Source organism: Lysinibacillus sp. TE18511, assembly GCF_054062295.1.
In genome coordinates this window covers 49,459-71,763 of the sequence record NZ_JBSSFD010000005.1, presented here as the reverse complement: position 1 = coordinate 71,763, position 22,305 = coordinate 49,459, and the positions used below count along the sequence as shown (strand labels likewise).

Annotated in this window: 30 protein-coding genes and 1 pseudogene; 23 read left to right on the top strand and 8 right to left on the bottom strand. The window is 35.8% G+C overall.

Features of this window, described 5'->3' with window-relative positions; all coding sequences use genetic code 11:
- Nucleotides 1-43 precede the first annotated feature (43 nt).
- Together ACVWXS_RS05420 and ACVWXS_RS05415 are read left to right on the top strand one after the other, a co-directional pair.
- Nucleotides 44-889: a ParM/StbA family protein gene (locus tag ACVWXS_RS05420; protein ID WP_456956698.1), complete on the top strand. Its 846-nt coding sequence runs from the start codon at nucleotides 44-46 to the stop codon at nucleotides 887-889.
- Nucleotides 886-1,149: a hypothetical protein gene (locus ACVWXS_RS05415; RefSeq protein WP_456956696.1), complete on the top strand. Its 264-nt coding sequence runs from the start codon at nucleotides 886-888 to the stop codon at nucleotides 1,147-1,149. The genes ACVWXS_RS05420 and ACVWXS_RS05415 overlap by 4 nt, the downstream gene beginning before the upstream one ends.
- A 43-nt stretch (nucleotides 1,150-1,192) precedes the next feature.
- On the opposite strand, the gene ACVWXS_RS05410 is transcribed toward ACVWXS_RS05415, so the two are convergent.
- Entirely contained in the window at nucleotides 1,193-1,855 is a 663-nt protein-coding gene (locus tag ACVWXS_RS05410; RefSeq protein ID WP_456956694.1) for a hypothetical protein, read from the bottom strand.
- A gap of 618 nt (nucleotides 1,856-2,473) precedes the next feature.
- Between ACVWXS_RS05410 and ACVWXS_RS05405 the strand changes: the two genes are divergently transcribed.
- The 4 genes and pseudogenes from ACVWXS_RS05405 (at nucleotide 2,474) to ACVWXS_RS05390 (ending at nucleotide 4,706) form a co-directional block, all read left to right on the top strand.
- Nucleotides 2,474-2,719, top strand: a complete 246-nt coding sequence (locus ACVWXS_RS05405) for a hypothetical protein (protein WP_456956692.1) — start codon at nucleotides 2,474-2,476, stop codon at nucleotides 2,717-2,719.
- A gap of 451 nt (nucleotides 2,720-3,170) precedes the next feature.
- A pseudogene (locus ACVWXS_RS05400) lies at nucleotides 3,171-3,302 on the top strand (Rrf2 family transcriptional regulator); the annotation flags it as partial.
- Between the two features lie 111 nt (nucleotides 3,303-3,413).
- Nucleotides 3,414-4,013: a DsbA family oxidoreductase gene (locus ACVWXS_RS05395; protein ID WP_456956690.1), complete on the top strand. Its 600-nt coding sequence runs from the start codon at nucleotides 3,414-3,416 to the stop codon at nucleotides 4,011-4,013.
- A 90-nt stretch (nucleotides 4,014-4,103) separates the two neighbouring features.
- On the top strand, nucleotides 4,104-4,706 hold the full coding sequence (locus ACVWXS_RS05390; RefSeq protein ID WP_456956688.1) for a nitroreductase family protein: 603 nt from the start codon (nucleotides 4,104-4,106) through the stop codon (nucleotides 4,704-4,706).
- A gap of 66 nt (nucleotides 4,707-4,772) precedes the next feature.
- Here the strand turns inward: ACVWXS_RS05390 and ACVWXS_RS05385 are convergent, their stop codons facing one another.
- Nucleotides 4,773-5,597, bottom strand: coding sequence for a GNAT family N-acetyltransferase (locus tag ACVWXS_RS05385; RefSeq protein WP_456956686.1), 825 nt, complete (start codon nucleotides 5,595-5,597; stop codon nucleotides 4,773-4,775).
- Between the two features lie 183 nt (nucleotides 5,598-5,780).
- Between ACVWXS_RS05385 and ACVWXS_RS05380 the strand changes: the two genes are divergently transcribed.
- The 8 genes from ACVWXS_RS05380 (at nucleotide 5,781) to ACVWXS_RS05345 (ending at nucleotide 12,576) form a co-directional block, all read left to right on the top strand.
- Nucleotides 5,781-5,927, top strand: coding sequence for a hypothetical protein (locus ACVWXS_RS05380; RefSeq protein WP_456956684.1), 147 nt, complete (start codon nucleotides 5,781-5,783; stop codon nucleotides 5,925-5,927).
- A 113-nt stretch (nucleotides 5,928-6,040) separates the two neighbouring features.
- Nucleotides 6,041-6,898 carry a DUF72 domain-containing protein gene (locus tag ACVWXS_RS05375; protein WP_374965479.1) on the top strand — a complete coding sequence of 286 codons (858 nt, stop codon included), beginning with the start codon at nucleotides 6,041-6,043 and terminating at the stop codon, nucleotides 6,896-6,898.
- Nucleotides 6,898-7,725, top strand: coding sequence for a sulfite exporter TauE/SafE family protein (locus tag ACVWXS_RS05370; RefSeq protein WP_374965480.1), 828 nt, complete (start codon nucleotides 6,898-6,900; stop codon nucleotides 7,723-7,725). The genes ACVWXS_RS05375 and ACVWXS_RS05370 overlap by 1 nt, the downstream gene beginning before the upstream one ends.
- 101 nt (nucleotides 7,726-7,826) lie before the next feature.
- Nucleotides 7,827-9,194, top strand: coding sequence for a bifunctional metallophosphatase/5'-nucleotidase (locus ACVWXS_RS05365; protein WP_456956681.1), 1,368 nt, complete (start codon nucleotides 7,827-7,829; stop codon nucleotides 9,192-9,194).
- Between the two features lie 35 nt (nucleotides 9,195-9,229).
- On the top strand, nucleotides 9,230-10,324 hold the full coding sequence (locus ACVWXS_RS05360) for an HD-GYP domain-containing protein (protein WP_456956679.1): 1,095 nt from the start codon (nucleotides 9,230-9,232) through the stop codon (nucleotides 10,322-10,324).
- A gap of 35 nt (nucleotides 10,325-10,359) precedes the next feature.
- Nucleotides 10,360-11,163, top strand: a complete 804-nt coding sequence (yunB, locus tag ACVWXS_RS05355; RefSeq protein ID WP_456956677.1) for a sporulation protein YunB — start codon at nucleotides 10,360-10,362, stop codon at nucleotides 11,161-11,163.
- Between the two features lie 103 nt (nucleotides 11,164-11,266).
- A complete protein-coding gene (gene lipA / locus ACVWXS_RS05350; protein WP_368637812.1) occupies nucleotides 11,267-12,190 on the top strand; it encodes a lipoyl synthase in 924 nt (307 codons plus the stop codon).
- A gap of 32 nt (nucleotides 12,191-12,222) precedes the next feature.
- Entirely contained in the window at nucleotides 12,223-12,576 is a 354-nt protein-coding gene (locus ACVWXS_RS05345; RefSeq protein WP_456956675.1) for a YutD family protein, read from the top strand.
- Between the two features lie 88 nt (nucleotides 12,577-12,664).
- On the opposite strand, the gene ACVWXS_RS05340 is transcribed toward ACVWXS_RS05345, so the two are convergent.
- Complete coding sequence (locus tag ACVWXS_RS05340) at nucleotides 12,665-12,796, bottom strand: hypothetical protein (protein ID WP_456956673.1); 132 nt, start codon at nucleotides 12,794-12,796, stop codon at nucleotides 12,665-12,667.
- 117 nt (nucleotides 12,797-12,913) lie between these two features.
- Between ACVWXS_RS05340 and ACVWXS_RS05335 the strand changes: the two genes are divergently transcribed.
- Together ACVWXS_RS05335 and ACVWXS_RS05330 are read left to right on the top strand one after the other, a co-directional pair.
- A complete protein-coding gene (locus tag ACVWXS_RS05335) occupies nucleotides 12,914-13,441 on the top strand; it encodes a D-glycero-alpha-D-manno-heptose-1,7-bisphosphate 7-phosphatase (protein WP_368637810.1) in 528 nt (175 codons plus the stop codon).
- A gap of 72 nt (nucleotides 13,442-13,513) precedes the next feature.
- Nucleotides 13,514-13,705, top strand: a complete 192-nt coding sequence (locus ACVWXS_RS05330; protein WP_368637809.1) for a hypothetical protein — start codon at nucleotides 13,514-13,516, stop codon at nucleotides 13,703-13,705.
- A gap of 539 nt (nucleotides 13,706-14,244) precedes the next feature.
- Here ACVWXS_RS05330 and ACVWXS_RS05325 read toward each other — a convergent pair.
- The gene (locus ACVWXS_RS05325; RefSeq protein WP_049669114.1) at nucleotides 14,245-14,511 is read right to left on the bottom strand and encodes a DUF3055 domain-containing protein; all 267 of its coding nucleotides are present in this window, start codon (nucleotides 14,509-14,511) and stop codon (nucleotides 14,245-14,247) included.
- Between the two features lie 88 nt (nucleotides 14,512-14,599).
- On the opposite strand from ACVWXS_RS05325, the gene ACVWXS_RS05320 reads away from it, so the two are divergent.
- Nucleotides 14,600-15,052: a DUF86 domain-containing protein gene (locus tag ACVWXS_RS05320; protein ID WP_402985495.1), complete on the top strand. Its 453-nt coding sequence runs from the start codon at nucleotides 14,600-14,602 to the stop codon at nucleotides 15,050-15,052.
- Nucleotides 15,049-15,801: a TIGR01457 family HAD-type hydrolase gene (locus ACVWXS_RS05315; protein ID WP_456956670.1), complete on the top strand. Its 753-nt coding sequence runs from the start codon at nucleotides 15,049-15,051 to the stop codon at nucleotides 15,799-15,801. Before ACVWXS_RS05320 ends, ACVWXS_RS05315 begins: the two co-directional genes overlap by 4 nt.
- 172 nt (nucleotides 15,802-15,973) lie before the next feature.
- Here ACVWXS_RS05315 and ACVWXS_RS05310 read toward each other — a convergent pair whose 3' ends face one another.
- On the bottom strand, nucleotides 15,974-16,210 hold the full coding sequence (locus ACVWXS_RS05310) for a YuzB family protein (RefSeq protein ID WP_068985323.1): 237 nt from the start codon (nucleotides 16,208-16,210) through the stop codon (nucleotides 15,974-15,976).
- A gap of 346 nt (nucleotides 16,211-16,556) precedes the next feature.
- Between ACVWXS_RS05310 and ACVWXS_RS05305 the strand changes: the two genes are divergently transcribed.
- Nucleotides 16,557-17,621: an NAD(P)/FAD-dependent oxidoreductase gene (locus tag ACVWXS_RS05305; RefSeq protein WP_068985322.1), complete on the top strand. Its 1,065-nt coding sequence runs from the start codon at nucleotides 16,557-16,559 to the stop codon at nucleotides 17,619-17,621.
- 243 nt (nucleotides 17,622-17,864) lie between these two features.
- On the opposite strand, the gene ACVWXS_RS05300 is transcribed toward ACVWXS_RS05305, so the two are convergent.
- Nucleotides 17,865-18,200 carry a YuzD family protein gene (locus tag ACVWXS_RS05300; RefSeq protein ID WP_374965490.1) on the bottom strand — a complete coding sequence of 112 codons (336 nt, stop codon included), beginning with the start codon at nucleotides 18,198-18,200 and terminating at the stop codon, nucleotides 17,865-17,867.
- Between the two features lie 83 nt (nucleotides 18,201-18,283).
- On the opposite strand from ACVWXS_RS05300, the gene ACVWXS_RS05295 reads away from it, so the two are divergent.
- Nucleotides 18,284-18,520: a NifU family protein gene (locus tag ACVWXS_RS05295; RefSeq protein WP_423474724.1), complete on the top strand. Its 237-nt coding sequence runs from the start codon at nucleotides 18,284-18,286 to the stop codon at nucleotides 18,518-18,520.
- 55 nt (nucleotides 18,521-18,575) lie between these two features.
- On the opposite strand, the gene ACVWXS_RS05290 is transcribed toward ACVWXS_RS05295, so the two are convergent.
- Nucleotides 18,576-19,268, bottom strand: a complete 693-nt coding sequence (locus ACVWXS_RS05290; protein ID WP_456956667.1) for a DUF2225 domain-containing protein — start codon at nucleotides 19,266-19,268, stop codon at nucleotides 18,576-18,578.
- A gap of 181 nt (nucleotides 19,269-19,449) precedes the next feature.
- Here ACVWXS_RS05290 and ACVWXS_RS05285 point away from each other — a divergent pair, with 181 nt between their 5' ends.
- The 3 genes from ACVWXS_RS05285 to ACVWXS_RS05275 all read left to right on the top strand — a co-directional run bounded on the left by ACVWXS_RS05285 (nucleotide 19,450) and on the right by ACVWXS_RS05275 (nucleotide 21,338).
- Nucleotides 19,450-19,821, top strand: coding sequence for a HesB/IscA family protein (locus ACVWXS_RS05285; RefSeq protein ID WP_456956665.1), 372 nt, complete (start codon nucleotides 19,450-19,452; stop codon nucleotides 19,819-19,821).
- Between the two features lie 262 nt (nucleotides 19,822-20,083).
- Nucleotides 20,084-20,242, top strand: coding sequence for a hypothetical protein (locus tag ACVWXS_RS05280; protein WP_456956663.1), 159 nt, complete (start codon nucleotides 20,084-20,086; stop codon nucleotides 20,240-20,242).
- The gene (locus ACVWXS_RS05275) at nucleotides 20,223-21,338 is read left to right on the top strand and encodes a hypothetical protein (protein WP_456956661.1); all 1,116 of its coding nucleotides are present in this window, start codon (nucleotides 20,223-20,225) and stop codon (nucleotides 21,336-21,338) included. The genes ACVWXS_RS05280 and ACVWXS_RS05275 overlap by 20 nt, the downstream gene beginning before the upstream one ends.
- Before the next feature lie 453 nt (nucleotides 21,339-21,791).
- On the opposite strand, the gene ACVWXS_RS05270 is transcribed toward ACVWXS_RS05275, so the two are convergent.
- Nucleotides 21,792-22,208 (bottom strand): DUF3139 domain-containing protein, encoded by a 417-nt coding sequence (locus ACVWXS_RS05270; RefSeq protein ID WP_456956659.1) that lies wholly within the window; start codon nucleotides 22,206-22,208, stop codon nucleotides 21,792-21,794.
- Nucleotides 22,209-22,305: the final 97 nt, after the last annotated feature.

Below are 22,305 nucleotides of genomic sequence, written 5' to 3'. Positions count from 1 at the left end.
TTGTAATACAAAACGAAAGGGGATTGTACTGGATAGAATTATCTTGGGTATTGATGCTGGGAATCACAAAGCGAAAGTAGTTGGGCCATTCGGTGTTGATTCATTTAAAACGAATATCTGCGATTGGTTTGAGCGGGATGTAGAGGAGAGCTTCGGTCCAGATGATATGGAGTTTGAAATAGCTGGTCGAAAGGGATTTGCTGGTACTATAGCACAATTTGAGGATGAGTTTGGGGACGGCACCAGATACGGAGATAGTAAGGCTCATGAGGATACAGAGATTAGAGTATTACTTGCAATACATCGCTACTTAAGTAGATACTGCTCGCATATAGAGAAGGTGAGCTTTGTAACAGGTCAACCAATTAAACGGCATAAACGGGATGAAAAAGAAGCAATTATTGAGATGTTAAGAGGGCAACACGAGGTAAAAGTGAATGGCAAGAGTAGAAAAGTAACTATTGAACAGGTTGCTGTAGCTCCAGAAGGTAGTGGTGCATTTTGGACACAACCTAGTGATGGAACAATCCGGATAATTGATGTGGGTAGTGGTACCGTGAATGCAGCTACAATCATTGATAAAAGGCATATCAATAATGCCAGTACCACTTTTAATTTCGGGGTAGAAACAGTGGCGAATAAGAATGATCTTCAAAAGATAGCTAGAGGAATCATCAGGAACACAACTAAGTTAAAATGGGATAAAAACGACAAAATATTGATTTGTGGAGGTATTACAGAAGGAATAGCACCATATATAATAGAACATTACACTAATGCAGAAATCATCAATCCAACAATTCAGCGCGGAAATGGGGTGACTTCTTTACATCCTGTCTTTGCAAATGCTGTTGGATTTTATGCAATAGCGAAAGGGGCATTTGGATGAGTAATGAAGGTAGGAAGAATAAGCCTGTTAGCTTTAACGTTAATGATGAGCATGATCTTGCACTGTTAACCCATGCTGAACAAATCAACCCACTTACTAATAAGCCGCGGAATTTCAGTAAATATGTAAAAAGGTTGATTGAGGAAGATATGAAACGCGGTACAGGTAATGAAATCAGGATAGATAAAAATGAACCGATATTACAAGAAGATGAGTCATATTCATTCGAAACGAAAGAAGCCATGAACAGTTTTATATAAAAATAAGCCACTCATTTGAAAAATAATGAGTGGCTTATTTTAATTACTTATTTACTTCAAAAGTTTGAGTAATATCTTCACCTTGTCTATCCATATTAGAATTAAGAGGTGCGTCTATACGAATTTCAATAGTTTTTAAATCTTCAACCTTGGAATTTTTTAAAACATATACATTATAACCTTCTTGTTTTACTTGTCCAAGATAATTACCTTCTATATGTTCGGATAGAATCATATCAGGTTCTAATTGTTCTTTTGTATTAGTAATGATCGTTGCTTGTCCTAGATAAAAACTCATATCCTCAGTAGATGTATTTTCACCATTCATAAAGATAGTAATTAAATCTACTTCTGTCCCTACAGGAACATCGAATAGATTAGCAGCTTCTTCGGATTTTGGAGTAGCCTTCTTTAACACTACATCTTCAATATTGTATTTCAATGGTCCAGATTGTCCAGTAATGTTTAATTCTTTTGAATAAGTATCTATACCTTTAAGGTCTTTATCTTCATATGCATTATCTTCTTTTTTATCTGCATCTTTTTTCTCTTCTTTAGTTGTATCTTCTTTAGCTGCATCTTTTTCACCAGTAGATGCAGTTGTAGTTTCTTCTTTCGGCTTTTCCTCTTTCGCTGAATCTGTGCCACATCCAGCTAATCCAAGTGATAGTACAAGTGCTGCGCTGAAAATTAATTTTTTCTTCATTTGTAAAGTAGTCTCCTTTAATGTATATATTTGTATCAATTGAATTATATCAATAATAGTAAGTATTGTCAGTGTCGTTTTTAACGCATCAAACTAGCGAAACGGTCTATATTTATAGTTCATCGATTAGAATTTGTGAAATGCACAAATACTAAAGTATGGACATCGAGACATTACACGTCGTAGCTAATTATTATTTTGAACATATGAGATCTAATTGTGAGTTTTTAAATATTTATTCATACGCAGAAGAAGGAGATGTAAATTTTGCTTTCTTTGGATTGTTCAGATGCAAACGTAGAGTAATGGTAAAAAAAGTTATTCTAACACCAAGTGGTGAATTGGTTGCGATTATTTCACTCTAATTATGTATGATTTTGTCGAATATTGTAATAACCTTGCATTTATTTTCAAATTGGGCGTGAAACCCATTCCAATATAATGATTCCAGTGCTACCATAAAGGCGACAAATAGAAAAAACCACATCTCAAGGTGCAACTTGAAATGTGGTAGTAATCCGAGTGACATACACCCCAATTAAACTATATTGTATTGTAACATTTAATTGTTACAATTAGAAGTGGATGTTACTCCCAACTTAGAGGGGGCACATTAAAATGAAAAAAACGACAAAAGAACTATTTAATGTACTAGAGGAATTTTCAAAAATATTTAATATACCACCACCTTGGTCAAATGATATTGGTAGTTGGTGGCAGCAAGTAGTTAATGATATGGAAATAGAGTTACTTTATCTATTACATAATAATAATGTATTAGGATGTTATGATAACGATGTCCTAATATTTATGAATGATGTACTTTTCAATAGAGTAATTGATTTAAATAAAGTGAAACACTAGTAAATTACATATAATGTGTAAGGTTATTAGTTAAAAATGTGGACAACCCACAAAATGACCACAAATCCATTTCGAACTATTTTTTAGTATTTCGATAAACAATAGCGAAATCGACTATATAGAGTAATCATTTTATTGTGTTTCTTCCTATTTATATAGTCATTAATCAAGTTCGAGATGGAAGGTTCTATCGGTTAATATATTTTAAATCCTGTCACATTATTGTTTGTGACGGGATTTTTTTTTTACCACTGTAGAAGATGGATGGATAAGTAGAGCGACGGTTAGAAAGTCGCTTGGATATGTCATTCCGATTGGTCAGGGCAACTAATGTGGTGGACTTTCAAATGAGAGAAGGACTAGCATTCAGTCGATTAGTGTTGACGTAATGTAATATTTTTTTATTAAGCAGTTGACTTCTTTTTGAGTTGTAACTATAATAGTTACAGCTGGAGGTTCTTTAGTAAAAGATTTAGATTCTATCAAATTGCTAGAGGTTTTTCGTTTAGTGGAAGTTGTAGAAGAAGATAAGTTATTTCATCTACATGAAAATTCACATCCTGATTGTCCTATAGGTGCCAATAAGAAATTCAACAATCATGATAAATGCATTCTCTTCACTGAATGCATATTTATTTGACTGAGTTGTAATTGAGATGGTTACAACGGAAAAGAGAAAGTGAGGTTTTATTGGATGACGCTTAAAATAAAAGCTTATTCGGATTTTATTTGCCCTTTCTGTTTTTTAGGGAAAGGGCCATTAGATGAAATTGCAAAAGAAAAGGATATTGAAGTAGAGTGGATGCCATTTGAATTAAGACCAAAACCATATCCCAAAATCGATCCTTGGAAAGAGCCTGCTAAATTAGGGTCATGGGATTCCTATATTCTCCCTACAGCTAACAAGCTAGGGATTGATATGCGATTACCACGTGTTTCTCCACATCCATATACAAATTTAGCTTTTGAAGGATATCAATTCGCTAAAGTACATGGAAAAGGAAATGAATTTCATCATAGAGTTTTTACAGCGTTTTTCCAAGAGGAACAAAATATTGAGGATGTAGAAGTGTTAACTCAATTAGCGAATGAGGTAGGTCTACCTAAAGTAGAATTCAAAGAAGCATTACTTTCAGGTAAATATAGTGAAGCTCATCAAGAGGCTTTAAAGCATGCTTATGAAGAAGCAAATATTACTGCTGTTCCAACACTAATCATTGGTGATGAAATGATCCAAGGATTAGCTAGTAAAGAAAGAATAGCACAAGTAATCGACCAGCAATTAAAAAAATAGGTAATGTAAACACTAGATAGAAACAGTAGTGTATAAAATAAAGCTGTTTGTAAAAAAGCATATATTAATTAAAATTTGGAGGAAATACAAATGTCAGTAGCAACAACTAATTTAAAAGATGCAATCATTAATCGTCGTTCAATCCGTAAGGTGAAAAAGAACGCAGCTATTACACAAGAAAAAATTGAAGAGCTATTAAAAATCAGTTTACATGTACCGTCTTCATTTAATATGCAAAGTGGACGTGTTGTTGTTTTAATGGAAAATGAACATGAAAAGTTTTGGGATATTGTAAAGGAAACATTGCATGCACGTGTTCCAGAAGAGAGTTTTGTCGCTACTGTAGAGCGTTTACAAGGATTTAAAGATGGTGTTGGAACAATATTATTCTTTGAGAACCAAGCAACAATCAAACAAATGCAAGAAAATGCACCTTCCTATAAAGAGCAATTCCCGTTCTGGTCACATCAAGGAAGCGCTATATTACAATACGCAACATGGATGTCTTTAACGACTGAAGGGATTGGGGCATCTATTCAGCACTACAATCCAATTATTGACGAAGAAGTTAAACAAACTTGGAATATTCCTGCAGAATGGAGCCTAGTAGCTCAAATGCCATTTGGTGAACCAAATGAACAACCAGGAGAAAAAACTTCTTTACCTTTTGAAGATGTAGTGAAGTTTTATTAATTAAAGCCTAACTACAATTAAACCCCGTTAAGTGGACGCGATTCCCTTAACGGGGTTTTAAATATATTAATTAAATGAAAACTCGTATCCTACATAGTTAAAAACATTGGTAAACCCTATATTTTCTGCTACAGCGATGGAAGGCTTATTTGAGTCCATACAATCCCAATATGGAATCGAACCTTGCGCTAAACAATCTTTTACAAAATAGTGAGCTAACTTTTGGGCTAATTTATTTCCTTGGTGAGCTTCTAATGTTTCAATGTCAATACAGTGAACATTTTCAACGACAAAGCCTGAAAAGCAAAGACTAATAATGTGATGATTGTAAACGACACAATATCCATTTCCTTTATTCAAGAAACACTCAGGAGAAGACCAACACGAAAGAATTTTTGAATGTAAAAATTCAGGATTTTTAATGGCGTTATCATCAAACAGAGCTTGATCGATTTTTAAAACAGTGTATCCTTCTTTAACATCGGGCTCATTATTTACTAGATAGTTATTTTTATGGAGCTTATATACTCTTTGCTTCCAACTACCAAGTTCACGATGTTTAAATATTTTTTCAATCTTTTGATTCCACTTCGGATGGTTACCAATGCCTTCAAAGTAATGTAACCCCACTTTTTTTCCTTCGGGTACAATTACTTGATCAATAAAATCATTTATTTGATTATTAAATTGTTCATTATCTTCATTTCCTATAAATAAAAATCCATCATTGTTACCTAACCAAATAAGTGCTGATTGAGGTGTATCGATTTGATCAACAAATATTCGTCCAGGATTAACTCCCTCTACGACTGCCTTCACTTCTAATTGCCCTTCCTCATTTAGTAACCCATTACACTTGTAAAATTCATTTTGTTGTAGTTCGGTAATCATTTCAATCAAATCCCTTTCATGTTAAATTTCATATATTTTGACTCATCACTAAAGTTTGGAATGACATTTATAAAAACGTATATTATGCGTATAAGTTGATTGGAGTGAGGCTGGGCGACTCCCTGGGGATAAAGCGATAGAGGAACGAAGGCTAAGAGCATCACGTCTTGTGATAACGCCTTCGTGACCAACATCCTTTTGGCCCAAGCGGCTCATCGGACGCCCCCAGGAAGCTTTGCTCTGTGCGAAAGCGAAGCGCCCCCCAACAAAGCGCCCAGCCGGAACGAAGATCAACCACACGTTTTGATGATAATCCTATATTTTGCATAAACAAGGGAATTATCCATATTTCCCTTGTTTATGAGCTATGTTTTTTTATGTTACGTTCATATTTCGTTTAGCAAAGTGTGTGCTATGATAATGTACATAGAGGAGGGAGTCACATGATTCGAGTTGGATTAACTGGTTGGGGTGATCATCCTTCACTTTATAGTGGAGTGACTGCCTCAAAGGAAAAATTATTCGATTATACAGGTCATTTTTTAACGGTAGAAGTAGATACTTCTTTTTATGCCATACCTTCGATAGAGAATGTTCGGAAATGGTGTGTGGATACGCCAGAAAATTTTCGTTTTGTTGTGAAGGCCTATCAAGGGATGACTGGTCATTTACGTGGGGACATACCATTTGAATCGAAGAATGACATGTTTAATGCCTTTATCGAATGTGCTAATGAATTTAAACGTCATGGGAAGCTAGCGATGATACTTGCACAATTTCCGCCTTGGTTTGATTGTCAGGCAAAAAATGTTCAATATCTTTTGTATATTAGGCAGCAGCTCAAAGGCTTTGACGTAGCTATAGAGTTTCGCAATCGGACATGGTATGCGGACAATGTAGTGCAGCAAACGATGGATTTATTACGAGAGCATCAATTTATTCACACTATTTGTGATGAACCACAGGCTGGCGTAGGCTCTGTACCATTTTATCCGACTGTTACTGCGACTAAGGCACTTGTACGTATTCATGGACGTAACATTCATGGGTGGCGCAATACTGGTAATGCCGAAAACTGGCGCAAGGTTCGTTTTTTATATGATTATAATAGTGAAGAATTACAGCAGCTTGGTCAGCATGTGAAACGTCTCCAATCAGAGGTACAGGATCTGTATGTATTATTCAATAATAATTCAGGGCTCCATGCTGCTAAAAATGCAAAGGAGTTACAAGGGATTTTAGCGATTAGAGATGTAGGTTTAGCGCCTAAACAATTAAACATGTTTGAAGGGGAACTATAATGGAATTTATTCTTTTAGCGATTATTGCATTATTTTCAGGGTTAATTGGCTCATTAGTTGGGCTCGGTGGAGGAATTATCTTAGTCCCTGCAACATTATTCATTGGATTAAATCTAGGGATGATTCCAGATATGACTCCCCAAAAAGTGGTTGGTTTATCTGTTGTCATGATGATTTTCACTGGTCTTGCCTCTACGTTAAGCTTTATGAAATCGAAAACAGTTGATTATAAAAGCGGTTTTATATTTTTCATAGGGAGTATTCCTGGGACAATGCTGGGGGCATGGGTAAATAAGGGATTAGATTTACCATCATTTAATTTATATTTTGGTATTTTATTGATCATTTTAGCGACGATATTACTTGTACGTGATCGATTGAAACCTGTAAAATGGTTTGTAAAAAATGGTGTGCAACAGGAATTCACGGATAATGAAGGAAATACCTTTGTATACGGCTATCCAATTTGGTTTGCCATTATATTAACATTTGGCATAGGCTTTGCCTCTGGATTATTTGGTATCGGTGGGGGCTCGATGATGGTACCTGCTATGATTATTTTATTTTTGTTTCCACCACATGTTGCAGTGGCAACATCGATGTTTATGGTATTTCTATCGTCGCTTGTTAACTCAGCGAGTCATATTTATTTAGGGCATGTACCATGGCTCTATACAATACCAGTTATTCCAGGAGCTTATATTGGAGCAAAGCTTGGGGCAGCATTAAACAAAAGAATTAAATCGGATACTCTTGTAGTAGCACTTCGAGTTATTTTGTTGTTATTGGGAATTCGTTCTATTATCGAGGGTTTATTGTCAACTTGATTGGAAGTGTCTAGAAATCGACTTTATACAGACATTAAGGTCTGATGAGTTTATAGCACTTATACAGAGACAGAAGCTATTTTAAAGATGAGGTGGCTTTTATGCAGGAAAAAATTCATATTTTTCATACGAATGATTTGCACAGTCATTTTAAGTATTGGCCACGAATGCAAAGCTATGTGAGAGAGATGCGTATCGGGCTTACAAACCTGGGAGAAACAAGCTATTTATTTGATGTAGGAGATCATTTAGATCGTTCAAATATTTATACAGAAGCAACAGTCGGTAAGGGCAATGTGATGTTATTGAATGAAGCTGGCTATGACGTAGTGACAATTGGTAATAATGAAGGGATAACATTGTCCCATGAGGAGCTATATCATCTGTATGATGAAGCAGCTTTTGATGTTGTCGTTGCTAATGTGTATGCCTCACAAGGAACAAATCCAGCGTGGATGAAGCCGTATGTTGTATTAACAACTGCTCATGGTACAAAGCTTGCAGTTATTGCAGCCACTGCTATGTTTGAAATTTATTATAAGGAATTAAACTGGGAGATGAATGAGGCACGAAGTACACTCATTCACTTAGCACTGCAGCTCCGTAAAGAAGTAGATATTATTGTTTGTCTGTCACATTTAGGGATAACAGAGGATGAGCTTTTAGCGGAGGAATGCCCAGAAATTGATGTTATATTCGGCTCACATACACATCATGTTCTCCCGAATGGAAAACTAGTGAATGGCGTTTTATTAACAGGTGGCGGTAAATTTGGACAATATACTGGTCATCTTGTTGTAGAATTTGATAAAAAAATGAGGAAGATTGTTGAAAAAAAGGATATATTAATTCATAATAAGGACTTGCCAACTGTTCAATACGAAAAAAATATTGTACAGTCTTTTGAGGAAGAAGGTAAACGATTACTTGATATTCCAGTATTCACCACGAAAAAATCGTACAACAAGGAATGGTTCCATTATTCGCAATTATCCGATTTGTTTGCGCAGGCCATTTTAGAAAAAAGTGGAGCGGACTGTGCGTTATTTAATGCGGGTATTTTTTTAGATGGTTTACCTAAAGGAACAGTGACTGCACTAGATTTGCATCGAATCTTCCCTCATCCTATAAATTTATGTACGATTGAATTATCAGTTGCTGAAATGAAAGAGATTTTTCAGGAATCTAAAAATGAAGAGTGGCCCTATATTGAGCTCAAAGGATTAGGGTTTAGAGGCGTTATCTTTGGAAAGATGCTGACTTATGGCTTTTCAATGAATGAGGATCGTCAATTACTTATCAATGGTAAGGTTGCAGATAACGATCGAATTTATAAATTAGTAACGCTGGATTTGTTTACGTTCGGTTATTTTTATCCAAGCTTTAAATATGCGAAGAAGAAATATATTCTACCAGAATTTTTACGAAATATTATGATAGATTATGGGCAAAGATTCTTTAAGCAATAGATAAAGATGCTTTAGAATGGAATGGGGAAGAGGTCATGCGATTAATTTCAATCGATGCAGTAAAAGAAGGAATGCTATTAGGGAGAACCATTTGGAATGAGGCAGGACACCCTCTTTTAAAGAAAGACGTTGTCATTAATGCACGTATTATTCAAAGACTACAACAATTAAATACACATTATGTATATATAAATGATGCAATTTCTGAAGGTATTGAGGTAAAGGAAACCGTTCCAACTGTTATTCGAAATAAAGCAATTTCAACCATTAAAGAGTCTTTCCAATCAATCAATGGTTTAAATTCAGTAAATGCCTCTTATGTACTTGACAAGCAATCAAAAGCAATTATTTCAATTGTAGATGAGTTATTGTCTGCAATTAGTAGTAATGATGAAATTCTAACAATCCTAACAGATGCTTATTTATTTGATGAATATTTATATCAACACTCCTTTCAAGTCACTCTTTATTCGATAGCAATTGCTAAAGAGCTTGGATATTCAGTTGAGGATTTACGTTTGATTGGGATTGGCGCTTTGTTACATGATGTAGGGAAGTTGATGGTACCAATAGAGATCCTAACTAAACCAGGGCAACTGACGAATGAGGAATTTGAAACGATGAAGCAGCATACTCGATATGGCTTTGATTTGTTACGTAATTTACATTCTATATCATTGCTTGTTGCACACTGTGCCTTCCAACATCATGAACGAATTGATGGGAGTGGTTATCCACGGGGCTTAGTTGATTTAGAAATCCATCCGTTTGCAAAAATTATTGGTGTAGCAGACGTCTTTGATGCGGTGACTACAAGTCGTGTATATCGTGAAAAAATGCTACCTTCTCAGGGCCTAGCAATTGTAGAAGCAGGCTCTGGAACTATATACGATGCACGTATTGTGCAAGCATTGAAAAAGTCTGTTGTCCATTATCCAAACGGTGTTATTTTGAAATTATCGGATGGAAGTCGAGGTATTGTATCTAGACAAAATACATCTTGTGCAGCATTACCATGGATTCGTATTTTTGAGAAGCAAAATCAAGTATTGACAGCTACATATGAAATTAATTTAGTGGACTACCCATCCGTAACAATTGAAAGTGTTGAAGCGGATTATATACCATAGAAAATCGAATAAACATCTCCTCTTGTTCATACGTTATGGAACAGGAGGAGATTTTTTTGTTTTTCCCTCGAAAAAGGATGAAATTACGATCATATAGCAATTCTGGAAACCATGGAAAAAAGGGAAGTCGATTAAATCGTTTAACCCTATTAATTGTATGCGTGATTGTTGGTGTTTTTTTATTTATTTATCTTCTCAATGAAAGACTTATGCCAACCTATTTAGAATATGCTGAAGCACAAACGAACAAGATTGCCTCTTATGTTGTCAGTAATGCCACAACAAATGTTTTAGATATTAATGATATTCTTGTAGAAGTATCCCCTGGTGATAACTCTAATTTGAAAATTAATACAGAAATGATTAATCGAGTTCGTGCCGAAACGGTAAAGCAAGTAAAAATGAATTTAGAACAGGCTGAGCAAGGGGAGTTATCGCATTTACCAAATCTTGATAACATAGAATATGATTACAACAAGATAAAAGAGAAGGAAGGTATTGTATTTTATGTACCTCTCAGCCAGGCGGCCAATATCCCTTTACTCGGGAATTTAGGACCTAAAATTCCAGTACGCTTCCATGTAATGGGTAATGTGCATAGTGATGTTACTTCTTCAATAGAGGAATATGGTATTAATAGTGCATTTGTGAAGATAGGAATTCATTTAGAGGTAAATGTACAAATTATTGTCCCTTTTGCTAGTAAAACCGCTATAGTTTCTCAGGATATTCCGGTAGCAATGGGCATAGTGAAGGGTCAAGTGCCAAATGTTTATTCAAATGGAGAAGGAGCAACACAGCCGTCAATTGAAGTCCCTCTTTCTAAGGATAATCAATAGAAAAGTTACTGTGATAGTTGTTGGAGTTCATATATTATGTTACATTGACAACAGTGAAGATAGTTTTATAAAAATGCATATTTTTGATAGGGGCGATATTCGTATGACATCTTGTAAACCTACAAGCAAAGATAAAGAACAACATTTAAGAAAACCAGATTGGCTAAAAATAAAACTAAACACAAATGATGAATATAAAGGGCTAAAGAAGCTCATGCGTGAAAAAAATCTGCATACAGTTTGTGAAGAAGCACGCTGTCCTAATATTCATGAATGCTGGGGTGAACGACGTACAGCAACAATGATGATTCTTGGGTCGGTTTGTACGCGTGCTTGCCGTTTCTGTGCTGTTAAAACAGGTTTACCAAATGAGTTAGACCTAGCAGAGCCAGAACGCGTAGCAGATTCAGTAGCTATTATGAACTTAAAGCACGTTGTTATTACAATGGTAGCACGTGATGACTTAAAGGATGGCGGTGCACAAGTATTAGCTGAAACAGTGCGTGCGATTCGTCGTAAAAGTCCGCTTACATCTGTTGAAGTATTACCATCTGATTTAGGTGGCTTGGAAGAAAACCTTCAAATTTTAATGGATGCGAAGCCAGATATTTTAAATCATAATATTGAAACAGTGCGTCGCTTAACGCCAAGAGTACGTGCACGTGCAAAATACGAGCGTTCATTAGAGTTTCTGCGTTTAGCAAAAGAAATGCAGCCAGATATCCCTACGAAGTCATCTTTAATGATTGGCTTAGGGGAAACAGAGGAAGAAATTATAGAAGTTATGGACGATCTACGAGCAAATGACGTAGATATTATGACAATTGGCCAATATTTACAACCAACGAAAAAGCATTTATCTGTCAAAAAGTATTATTCTCCAATAGAGTTTGGTAAACTGCGTAAAATAGCGATGGAAAAAGGTTTCAAGCATTGTGAAGCAGGTCCACTTGTACGTAGTAGCTATCATGCTGATGAACAAGTTAACGAAGCAACAAAAGCGCGTCAGTTACATGCAGAACTGTAAAAACATATGTTGAAATAGAAGGTGGTGTCCCTTTGATTAATATTGAAGGATATGAATACGAGCTTATTGAAGATTACCGAGAAGCTTTTCAAGAAGAAGTGTTCAAGGAACGATACTCAGATATTTTAGCCAGATATGATTATATTGTGGGCGACTGGGGCTATAATCAATTACGCTTAAAAGGCTTTTTTGACGATAAAAACCAGAAAGCTACGTTCGATACAAAAATTAGTACACTTCAAGATTACTTATACGAGTATTGTAATTTTGGCTGTGCATATTTTGTTTTGCACAAATCTGGTAAGTCTATTCAACAGCCAGAAGTTGTAGTGAGTGAAGCGAGCGAAGTGACAAAGCCTGTTGAGAATGAACAACTAGCAGAATAAACTTTTAAAGCCTGATGTAATTTGCATCAGGTTTTTACTTTGTAGTGATAGGTTTTTTTAAAATTGGGAATAATAATAACATGGTTCATCAACATAACGTGGGGTTGATTTCCGTTCCGACTGGGCGCTTTCCTGGGGGCGTCCGATGAGCCGCTTCGCTTCGCTGCAGGGTCTCATCTGTGACGCTGATCCCCAAGGAGTCGCCCAGCCTCCACTCCAATCAACCTAAATACATGGTATACGTTTCAACAAATAACATCCTCAATTTTTGGTGGTGAATCAAAAGGAATGAATGTTAAATTTTTCCTAGTCTTAATTAAAGGTGTGTGTTGTTTAGATGAAAAAAGCTGTATTTTTGGACCGTGATGGGGTCATCAATGAAGTCTTAACGAATCGCGTTAAATTTGTGAATAAGCCTAAGGAGCTTTATTTCCTGCCGCATGTTCCGGAAGCTATAAAAAAATTGAATAAGTACTTTGACTATATATTTGTGGTAACCAATCAAGGTGGAGTTGGATTAGGGTATATGAAAGAAACGCAGCTTCAAAAAATACATGAGCACATGATTAAGGAATTGAAGAAGGAAGGGGCTACTATTCATGAAGTCGTATATTGTCCCCATAAACCAAAGTCGGGCTGTGCCTGCCGCAAGCCCAATAGTAAATTAATCGTTGATCTGGGTGAAAAGTATAATATTAATTTAACACAATCCTATATGGTGGGAGATACGGATACAGATATTATAGCAGGTAAACGAGCAGGGACTAAGGGAGTATTCTTAGGTGAGAAAGATCCACTTGCTGATGCCGTTTTTCCAGATTTAATAAGTGCTGCTGTTTGGATTATAAAGGATGCAACAGCATAATTCGATGTAGCAAAGCATCATCCAAGATACGTATAAATCCATTAAAAAAGGATAATTTATTTATTGGAGGTGATGAATTTGACTAAAGAAAAACGCAATAAAAAACCGTTAGACCGAGAAGAATATGGTTTTGGCTTTGATATTAGTGTAGATGATTTGGCTGTCATTGGACAAAATCAACAAGCGAAAAAGCAAAATGATAATGAAAATAAAGACAAGCCTCACAATAAGGATAATCCTGCAATTGTAAATAATAATGAATAGAACGGCCCGATAAATGCTCTCCATTCAGGTTTAAATTTGAGATATTTACAAAAAAATTTCGCTTACCTTCTGCCGAACGGTGCACAAAGCTACTATATGCTTGCAGAAAGAGCGGAATTTTTTTGTATTGAATCAGGTGTGTTAATTAACCATTACACATTCGAATTAATTCGAAGAGGCTGATTTCCGCTACGGGCTACTCGCTTTCCTGCGGGCGAGCGTCGAGCCGCTTCCTCCGCTTAAGGAACGAAGGCTAAGTGCGTCACGTCCTGTGACAATGCCTTCGTGACCAACATCGTGTTGGCCTCAGGGTCTCGTCTGTCTCGCTTTCCCGCGGGAAGCTTTGCTCTGCGACGAAAGCGAAGCGACAGGAGCACTCGAGTAGCCCTACGCTACAATCAGTTAAAATGGAAATATATTAGCAAAATAGTAACGAAATAAATCTTTTATCGCTCTATAATAAACCTAGTTTTTCCTAATCAATATGCCTGGTATTGAATCTTATTATGGAAGCATAAAAAAACACCCAATCAAGGGTGTTAGTTCAATAATTCACGTAAATATTCACGTAGTTCTACTGTGTCTTCTTCTGTACGATTGTAAACATGTTCTAGGTAGCCGGGCTCTTCTACATCATCTGGCCCTATTATAGCAAAGCGTCCAAATTGGATATCCATGACAAGCACTTTACCAAAGAAGCGACCTGATTGCAAAATGGCTAAATCATAACGTAACTTATCTCCAGCAAAACTAACAAAGCGTGTTTTCGTATCCTCTACATCATCATATAAAAAAAACCGTTCCATCTTTTAATCTCCTTCCAGTCCTATAGATATGGTACTATAGAAGAGAAATGACTATCAACTTTTAAAGATTTGAATGGGGGCTTTCCTTGTGTATTTTGTAGATCGTAATAAAATCACAAAAAATTTACAGTACTTAGATGGACTATTAGCTATTTTAGAGGCAGAAAATAACTGGCTAGAAAACGATATTAAGAAATTAGCAATCGAGCGAATTGGTCACAATGTGATGGAGTCGATGATGGACGTAGGAAATTTAATGATAGACGGTTTCATTATGCGTGATCCAGGAAGCTATGAGGATATTATTGATATTTTAATCGATGAAAAAGTCGTATCAACTGAAATGGAAGCACCGTTAAAAGCAGTAGTTGGCTTACGTAAAGTGCTTGTTCGTGAATTTATAGATGTAGATATTCAGGAAGTTATAAATGTGTTAACAGCGAATCAATCTGTGTTAAAGCAATTTTCACCTGCCGTGAGTAGTTATTTAACAAATGAACTAGGCCCTGTTTCAGCTTTTTTGCCAGAGGATCATCAATGAAAACGTACAAGGCATATTGCTTTGATTTAGATGGTACAGTCTACCGTGGTAAAGAAGGTATTTCTTCTGCGATTACTTTTATTCATCGTTTACAACAAGCAGGAATTGAGCCATTTTACGTAACAAACAATTCTTCTAAGACAAGAGAGCAGCTACAGGAAGCTTTAGGCGCTATTGGTGTGGAAGCACCGTTAGAGCATATTTACTCTAGTGCATTAGTTACAGCGAAATATGTAGCGTTGAATTTCCCAGGCAAAAAAGTAGCCATGTTAGGTTCTGATGGTATACGTAAAGCGTTACTTAATGAAGGTATTGAACCTATCGAGGAAGAGCCTGAAGTATTTGTCATGGGGATTGACCGAAACTTAGATTATATGGCACTTGCAAAGGCGACGATTGCCGTGCAAAACGGAGCGACGTTTATCGCAACGAATCAAGATATTAAATTTCCGACAGAATATGGATTTCTCCCGGGGAATGGGTCCTTCGCCCGATTAGTAGGTGAGGTTGCAGACGTTGAGCCCATCTACATCGGTAAGCCATCACCTGCAATGCTTGAAGTCATTGCGACAGAGCATAGCTTTGCAAAAAATGAGATGGTGATGATTGGCGATAATTATGACACAGATATAATGTGTGGCATTCGTTTTGGCTGTGACACAATCCATGTTAATACAGGTGTTACCCCAACAAAGGTTGTGCTAGAAAGAGAGCAACAGCCTACTTATGTAGTGGAAGCTTTAGTTTAATTTCTTTCAGCAGGTGTTTTGACACCTGCTGAAATGAAAGCCTCCGGACGCAATTATGCCGAGGCATAATTGATTAGTCTATTGGGACTAAACAAAAAAAAGGATGTTATGTCGAATTTTTTGGCATAACATCCTTTTCATATGTTCAAATTTATAAGTAGAAGGTTTTTCATTACCATAAAGGGTTATCTTCGATAAATTGATAAATAGCATTCGTCAACTCTTCAGGAGAATCTGCCTCAACTAATTCACCATTGACGATTGCGTAAAATGATTCTGAACACTTTGTACAGTAACTGAGGCAGCCATATTCCAAAACATCAATGTTAGGATCGCGCTCTAGTATTTCAAAAGTTTTTTGAGAGCCGTTTGCCAAATTACTTATACAAAATTCAACCATTGGATTCATACATGTCACCTCACCAAAGTAATGCTACTCGCTTTTAAAACATTCGTCAATGATTTAAATTTATCATGAACAACAGCAAATACTAAGTGTTGAATTAGGACGTAAACAAAAATAAACTACAGGGACAAGTGATTTGTACAAGAATAAAGTAACAGAAAACAATATATTTGGCGTATTTTAAGTAGTAAATGATGCAATTATCGTTAGAAAAGAGCAAGTTATCAGTCGTTTTGTGAAATCTTTCACAAAATTGCATTCTGATATTGTGAAACTTCTCACAATCGGTTATACTCATTTGTGGATACTTTGTGAACAATTATTACAAGAGATATAAAAGGAGACTATTATGGGTAAATTAGTACTTTTAGGTGGCGGCTACGGCAATATGCGTCTGATGCTTCGATTATTACCAAACATTCCATTAGACACAGAAGTTGTGCTAGTAGACAGAGCCCCTTTCCATAGTTTAAAAACAGAATTTTACGCATTAGCAGCAGGGACTGCAACAGATAAAGAAATTCGTGTAGATTTCCCAGAGCATGAACGTTTATCGGCTGTCTATGGAGAAGTCGTTGAAATTAATCGTGCGGAAAAAGTAGTCATTCTAGAAGATGGTCAACGTATTGAATATGATGATTTAGTAATTGGTCTTGGCTGTGAGGATAAATATCATGGTGTACCAGGTGCAGAGGAGTACACATATAGCATTCAGACAATGGCGAAATCACGTTCAACATTCCAATCACTTTGTGGTTTACCAGCAGGCTCTACAGTCGGAATTGTAGGTGCTGGCTTAAGTGGTATTGAGCTTGCAAGTGAGTTACGTGAAAGTCGATCAGATTTAAAAATAAAGCTATTCGACCGTGGTCCTCGTATTTTGAAGGACTTCCCAGAAAAGTTAAGTAAATACGTGAAAGACTGGTTTGTGAAACATAATGTTGAAGTCATTGCCAATTCAAATATTACAAAAATTGAGCAAGGTAAAATTTACAATCACGAAGAAGAAATTGCACTCGATACTGTAGTTTGGACTGCTGGTGTACAGCCTGTCAAAATTGTTCGCGATTTGGAAGTTGAAAAAGATAAACAAGGTCGTCCACTTGTAACACAATATTTCAATCTTCTTGATGATGAGCATGTATATGTTGTAGGTGACTGTGCTGCTTCAGATTTACCTCCAACTGCTCAGTTAGCTGAGGAGCAAGCAGAACAAATCGTCAAAGTACTTCGCATGCGTTGGAAAGGCGAAAACTTACCTGAGAAAATGCCTGACATTAAATTAAAAGGTTTCATGGGAGCCCTTGGTAAAAAACAAGGCTTTGTATATTTAGCAGATACAACAGTAACAGGACGTATTGCTCGCTTGATGAAATCAGGATTATTATGGTATTACAAACGTCAAAATGATTAATTCGTTGAGCCTTATAAAAAGGGATTGTTTCGAAATAAATTTCGAAGCAATCCCTTATTTTATCCCGAAATAACGGGCAGTAATTTATCTGTACCAAAAGCGAAGCGTCAGGTACAAGAATCTCACTTCAAAATTCATCGAAAGCAAAGAAATTAGGCGGAAGATGAACTTCCCGTAAAGGCCCGATTGGTGAAGACTAATAATCAGTCGGGATAAAGAACCCTCCCGGATTAAAGTTTCACTTTATACAGTTTCGTCTGGCGTGAAGCCTAAGTTTTCAAGTGTTGTGAATACAGGCTTTAACTGCACATAGCCTTCCCCTACGACTTCATCATTTATAAGAACAAGAGGATAGAAAAATTCATCTTCCTGAATACGTGTAGCATAATCTTGATCGCGCTCATTCTCAATTGGTCCTTCTATATCGATATAGCGAATATCATATGCTTGGTTTGGATATTTTCGATCTATGGCCGCTTGTAGCCACTCATATGTATCCTTTGAAGATGGCGCATTGACACAGCTCGCGCAAATTACTGCTGTTCCATAAATTTCAATCATCGGTTTTGTTTGTTCCATAGTATTTCCTCTCCTTGTGATTCTATATTGGATTTTTTCTGTTGCTAACATTATAATCATTATAAGGAAAGGAGTCGAGACAAATGGCTGAAGTAACAATTACCGACCAAGTTCAAGAAGTATTAGATAAATTACGCCCATTCTTACTACGTGACGGTGGAGACTGTGAATTAGTAGATATAGAAGACGGCATTGTAAAATTACGTTTATTAGGTGCATGTGGTAGTTGCCCAAGTTCAACAATTACACTGAAAGCTGGTATCGAACGCGCATTATTAGAAGAAGTACCAGGTATAATTGAAGTTGAGCAAGTATTCTAATCGATTGATTATAAAAAAGTTCTAGCTGATCACTCAGACTAGAACTTTTTTTTTCTTATATTTGGCGAGCGTGTTCTTTTTCCTCACGAATAATTGCCCATTGTTCTTTAGCCATATCAATTATTTTTGCTTCTCCGCCAATACTTTGCTTTTCAATAACTTTTGAAAAGAAGCGTGTCGCATTTTCTAAATCACCGATACGTCGTGATAATTCGGCAATCATATACATAATTCGTACGTCTGACATTTGAGTTGAGCTATAATCCTCAGTGGAATAAGAATCCATATAGTAATCTCTAGCCATTGTCATAAAGCGCTGTTCTTGGCCTTCGTTTTTAAGTGAACGATATAACCAGGCAAGACGCAACGTAAGTCCCGCTATTGCGACAAATTTTTCTTTTTTTATTGTAGCGCAAAGAAATGCTAATTTATAAGCTTGTATCGCTTGGAATACAGTGCGCTCTCCTTTAAAATCATGATGAACCCATTTTTCAGTAATGTGCGCGCGAATTTCATCCTGCGTGCCAGGCGCAAAATATTTTGTAAAGTCTTCTGTAAATGAAAAGCCGCAATGCTCACAAACAAATACATTATAATAAAGGGCATTTACACCGTCTGCATAGATAGGGTGAAAATCTGTTTCTGTATGATCTACTTTTATGAATTTAGAGCGTACTTTTAATGTTGGAAATTCTTTTTTACAATTATGACATTGAATTTTTTTTTCGTAATAAGGTGAAATCTCCATATTTTATACCTCTTTCATTGACTTAGTATAACTATTATACCAAGGTAGTTTTTATAAACATGAATAAAAATTACTGATAATGTGAAAGATATTAGAATTTTTACTAAAAACCCTCTTGAGCTGAATGTTTGTCATACAATAGTCAAAATTGATATGATAATAAATAAGGAAGGTGATTGGGATGACAAGTAAGCAAGTAATTGAAGTTACTGAAGCTGCAATCTTTCATATTAATGAAATGATGGAGCACAATGAAGAGCAAGGATCTTTTTTACGTGTAGTTGTTAATGGTGGCGGATGCAGCGGTCTATCGTATGGCATGCATTTTGATAAAGAGAAAAAAGAAGATGATTTTGAAGATATACAACATGGTTTAACAATTCTTGTTTCCCGTGAAGATGCGCCGATTATAATGGGAACAAAAATTGACTATAAACAATCGCTAATGGGCGGTGGCTTCACCATCGATAATCCAAATGCAATCGCATCATGCGGCTGTGGCACGTCTTTCAAAACAGCAAAACGTGAAGGTACACCTGAGATTTGTGAGTAATTGAACGTGATATAAATGTAGAAGAAGGATTGTAAATTGCAGTGAAAATATGAGTGTACACAATCCCGATTATATGTAAACACAACCCTAAATTAGCGTATTTAGGGTTGTGAATACCAAGCCTTTTTGATTTGTATGTTGCGAAAACATAACAAATTGAGGAGGCTTTTTTGTATGGTTTTAAAAAAGAAGAAACGAACAGCTATAGGTAAGATGGCAATGGAGAAAGAATATCCAAAGATTTGAGCAAGCAATTGACCTTGTGGTATCTGCTAAAAGTGCAGATGGGCTTCGACCAAGAACATTAAAAGATTATCGTAAAGATTGGAGCTACTTTGTTAAATGGTTAGAGCAGACCTATGAGATTGAGACAGTTGATGAACTAACACCACAGATTTTCCGTGATTATATTAACTATTGATGAAGGTATTGAGGGAGCAGAGAAAAGGTTACAAAGCTATGAACGTAGAGGGAGAATTGATAATTCAAGTGTTCTAGAAGCTTTGATAAAAGACCTTCTTACAATTCATGTAACTTGTAAACTTAAAACAGATGAAGAAGGCGAGATTCTAAAAGGTAAAGAGCGCAGATTCCTTTTAAGTGAGAAACGTAGCGAACGAGCAGAACGTTTAGATGGTCGGAGAAGCAATGGGGCTAACAGAGAAGAAGACAGAAATCTTCTTGACGAACATATCTTTAGAACCATTGTCAAGCTAGAACCAAAATACTGGAATTATGAAAAAGATACTGTTGAAATTACAACAACGGAGCTTATTCAACATTATGCTCTGATAAATCCAAATGAAATTGAGCATAAAAAAATTTTGAAAATAATCCATGATAATATTTTTGGTGAATCGAAGCTAGTCTACGCACATCAAATCACTGAGTATATTCGAGGTTATATTCGAGATACAAATCGTAACATTTTAACAAGTTCTCTTAATGCACTTGAGAAAAGCGACAGAATAATATTATCATTTCGTTACTTTGTTGCTGACAAAACAGGAAACAATGAAGTTGATGAATTTGGTTATACTGCTATGAAGGCACAGATAGAGTCTGAAATAGATGACTTCAATTATAGAAATAATACTAGATACACATTGAACGCCTATCAAAAGATGAGAGCCAAAGAAAAGCGTTTTCGCAATGAAAAAGAAAGAGACTTTTTGGAGCATATGGAAAAGAAAAGTGACATTCTTGTCTATAAGAAAAATGTTATTCGTATTCTGAATAAAGAGAGTGTTAAAGTTGCACCAGAATTGTCTACACAGGTCTATTCAGACATTCTTTTGAAGCGTGTAAAAGCGCATTACATTGAAGCTTCATCAACTTTGGATGGTAGTTTTTTTGAGCGATATAGGAGCTTCATCCTTGCAAAAGTGATTGAAGGATATGATGTGGAGCTTCTTGATTGGTGTTTGGAATATTTCGAGAGATATTCGGGCGGATTTGGTCAAGTAACTTTTCATGAAGACTTACTTACAGAAGATGAAAAAAGGCAGTTGGTTTAATTGCAGTTACTTCATACAGTGAGTCTGAAATTGAAGCACAGATGCCATTTTAAAGCATATAGAACATCATTAATTATTTGATGTGAAATTTATTTTTCATGTCCCTCAGAACGCACTCAGACAATCCAAGAATTGTTTATACGTAAATTTGATGCCGAATTGTGGATATGGTAAAATATTAGTATTCGTTTGGTAGACGGTGAAGAAGAATTTTTTTAATTAGCACATCAATTAATTTGGTGTGCTTTTCTATTTCAAACGCTACAGAACAGCATTGTAAAGCATCAAGATTCGTTCAAGTGGATGATTGGTCACGTGGATTAATCTCACAGAGCGATTCTAAGAAGCGTTCTTGTGATTGTTATAATGCATAACAAAAGAACTTGCATATATGAGATTCATCATACACGCAAGTCCTAATCTTATTAAACTATAGCACACGTTAGCTTAATACTAATCTCTATTATCAAGTGAATTTTTACAGTCATGTTCACTATGTTTTGTCTCACCCTCAAATATTTCAGTAATGCCATTTGAAAGTCTATTTTTTTCACAAAATTGCTGAACTTGTTTTCCTTTTTTAGTTATTCCATAATAATAAGTTGTATTAGGTTCATCTTTAAAGATGACCATATAATGTCCGTGATAAAAATCTTTATTTATTAAGTGCTTTGGCTCAACATAATGTGATTCTTCAATTTTTTCGTCTGTATATCCCTTCGCTTCTAAATATTTCGGAACATACTTATTAGCGATGTATTTTGTATATGGATTACCGTTGTTTAGAACATAAATAAAACCAATTGGCAGAGCAAAGACAATAACAGCGATTAGGGTACTAGTTATAATTAATATCTTTTTTTTATTCATCTTACATCACCCCTCAATATTGTTTCTTCCTTCTCTTTAATAACAGAATTATCATTTTTTACGCTCAAGTCCTAGGTTGATGTGTGATAGGCTTTGT

Bases quoted from the DNA above. Each gene is read 5' to 3' on its own strand.
- lipA (WP_368637812.1), top strand. From the start codon at position 11,267: ATGACATCTTGTAAACCTACAAGCAAAGATAAAGAACAACATTTAAGA.
- ACVWXS_RS05410 (WP_456956694.1), bottom strand. From the start codon at position 1,855: ATGAAGAAAAAATTAATTTTCAGCGCAGCACTTGTACTATCACTTGGA.
- ACVWXS_RS05330 (WP_368637809.1), top strand. From the start codon at position 13,514: ATGAATTTGACTAAAGAAAAACGCAATAAAAAACCGTTAGACCGAGAA.
- ACVWXS_RS05360 (WP_456956679.1), top strand. From the start codon at position 9,230: ATGCGATTAATTTCAATCGATGCAGTAAAAGAAGGAATGCTATTAGGG.
- ACVWXS_RS05385 (WP_456956686.1), bottom strand. From the start codon at position 5,597: ATGATTACCGAACTACAACAAAATGAATTTTACAAGTGTAATGGGTTA.
- ACVWXS_RS05325 (WP_049669114.1), bottom strand. From the start codon at position 14,511: ATGGAACGGTTTTTTTTATATGATGATGTAGAGGATACGAAAACACGC.
- ACVWXS_RS05270 (WP_456956659.1), bottom strand. From the start codon at position 22,208: ATGAATAAAAAAAAGATATTAATTATAACTAGTACCCTAATCGCTGTT.
- ACVWXS_RS05375 (WP_374965479.1), top strand. From the start codon at position 6,041: ATGATTCGAGTTGGATTAACTGGTTGGGGTGATCATCCTTCACTTTAT.
- yunB (WP_456956677.1), top strand. From the start codon at position 10,360: ATGGAACAGGAGGAGATTTTTTTGTTTTTCCCTCGAAAAAGGATGAAA.
- ACVWXS_RS05295 (WP_423474724.1), top strand. From the start codon at position 18,284: ATGGCTGAAGTAACAATTACCGACCAAGTTCAAGAAGTATTAGATAAA.
- ACVWXS_RS05315 (WP_456956670.1), top strand. From the start codon at position 15,049: ATGAAAACGTACAAGGCATATTGCTTTGATTTAGATGGTACAGTCTAC.
- ACVWXS_RS05290 (WP_456956667.1), bottom strand. From the start codon at position 19,268: ATGGAGATTTCACCTTATTACGAAAAAAAAATTCAATGTCATAATTGT.
- ACVWXS_RS05285 (WP_456956665.1), top strand. From the start codon at position 19,450: ATGACAAGTAAGCAAGTAATTGAAGTTACTGAAGCTGCAATCTTTCAT.
- ACVWXS_RS05370 (WP_374965480.1), top strand. From the start codon at position 6,898: ATGGAATTTATTCTTTTAGCGATTATTGCATTATTTTCAGGGTTAATT.
- ACVWXS_RS05305 (WP_068985322.1), top strand. From the start codon at position 16,557: ATGGGTAAATTAGTACTTTTAGGTGGCGGCTACGGCAATATGCGTCTG.
- ACVWXS_RS05365 (WP_456956681.1), top strand. From the start codon at position 7,827: ATGCAGGAAAAAATTCATATTTTTCATACGAATGATTTGCACAGTCAT.
- ACVWXS_RS05310 (WP_068985323.1), bottom strand. From the start codon at position 16,210: ATGAATCCAATGGTTGAATTTTGTATAAGTAATTTGGCAAACGGCTCT.
- ACVWXS_RS05335 (WP_368637810.1), top strand. From the start codon at position 12,914: ATGAAAAAAGCTGTATTTTTGGACCGTGATGGGGTCATCAATGAAGTC.
- ACVWXS_RS05395 (WP_456956690.1), top strand. From the start codon at position 3,414: ATGACGCTTAAAATAAAAGCTTATTCGGATTTTATTTGCCCTTTCTGT.
- ACVWXS_RS05390 (WP_456956688.1), top strand. From the start codon at position 4,104: ATGTCAGTAGCAACAACTAATTTAAAAGATGCAATCATTAATCGTCGT.
- ACVWXS_RS05415 (WP_456956696.1), top strand. From the start codon at position 886: ATGAGTAATGAAGGTAGGAAGAATAAGCCTGTTAGCTTTAACGTTAAT.
- ACVWXS_RS05405 (WP_456956692.1), top strand. From the start codon at position 2,474: ATGAAAAAAACGACAAAAGAACTATTTAATGTACTAGAGGAATTTTCA.
- ACVWXS_RS05300 (WP_374965490.1), bottom strand. From the start codon at position 18,200: ATGGAACAAACAAAACCGATGATTGAAATTTATGGAACAGCAGTAATT.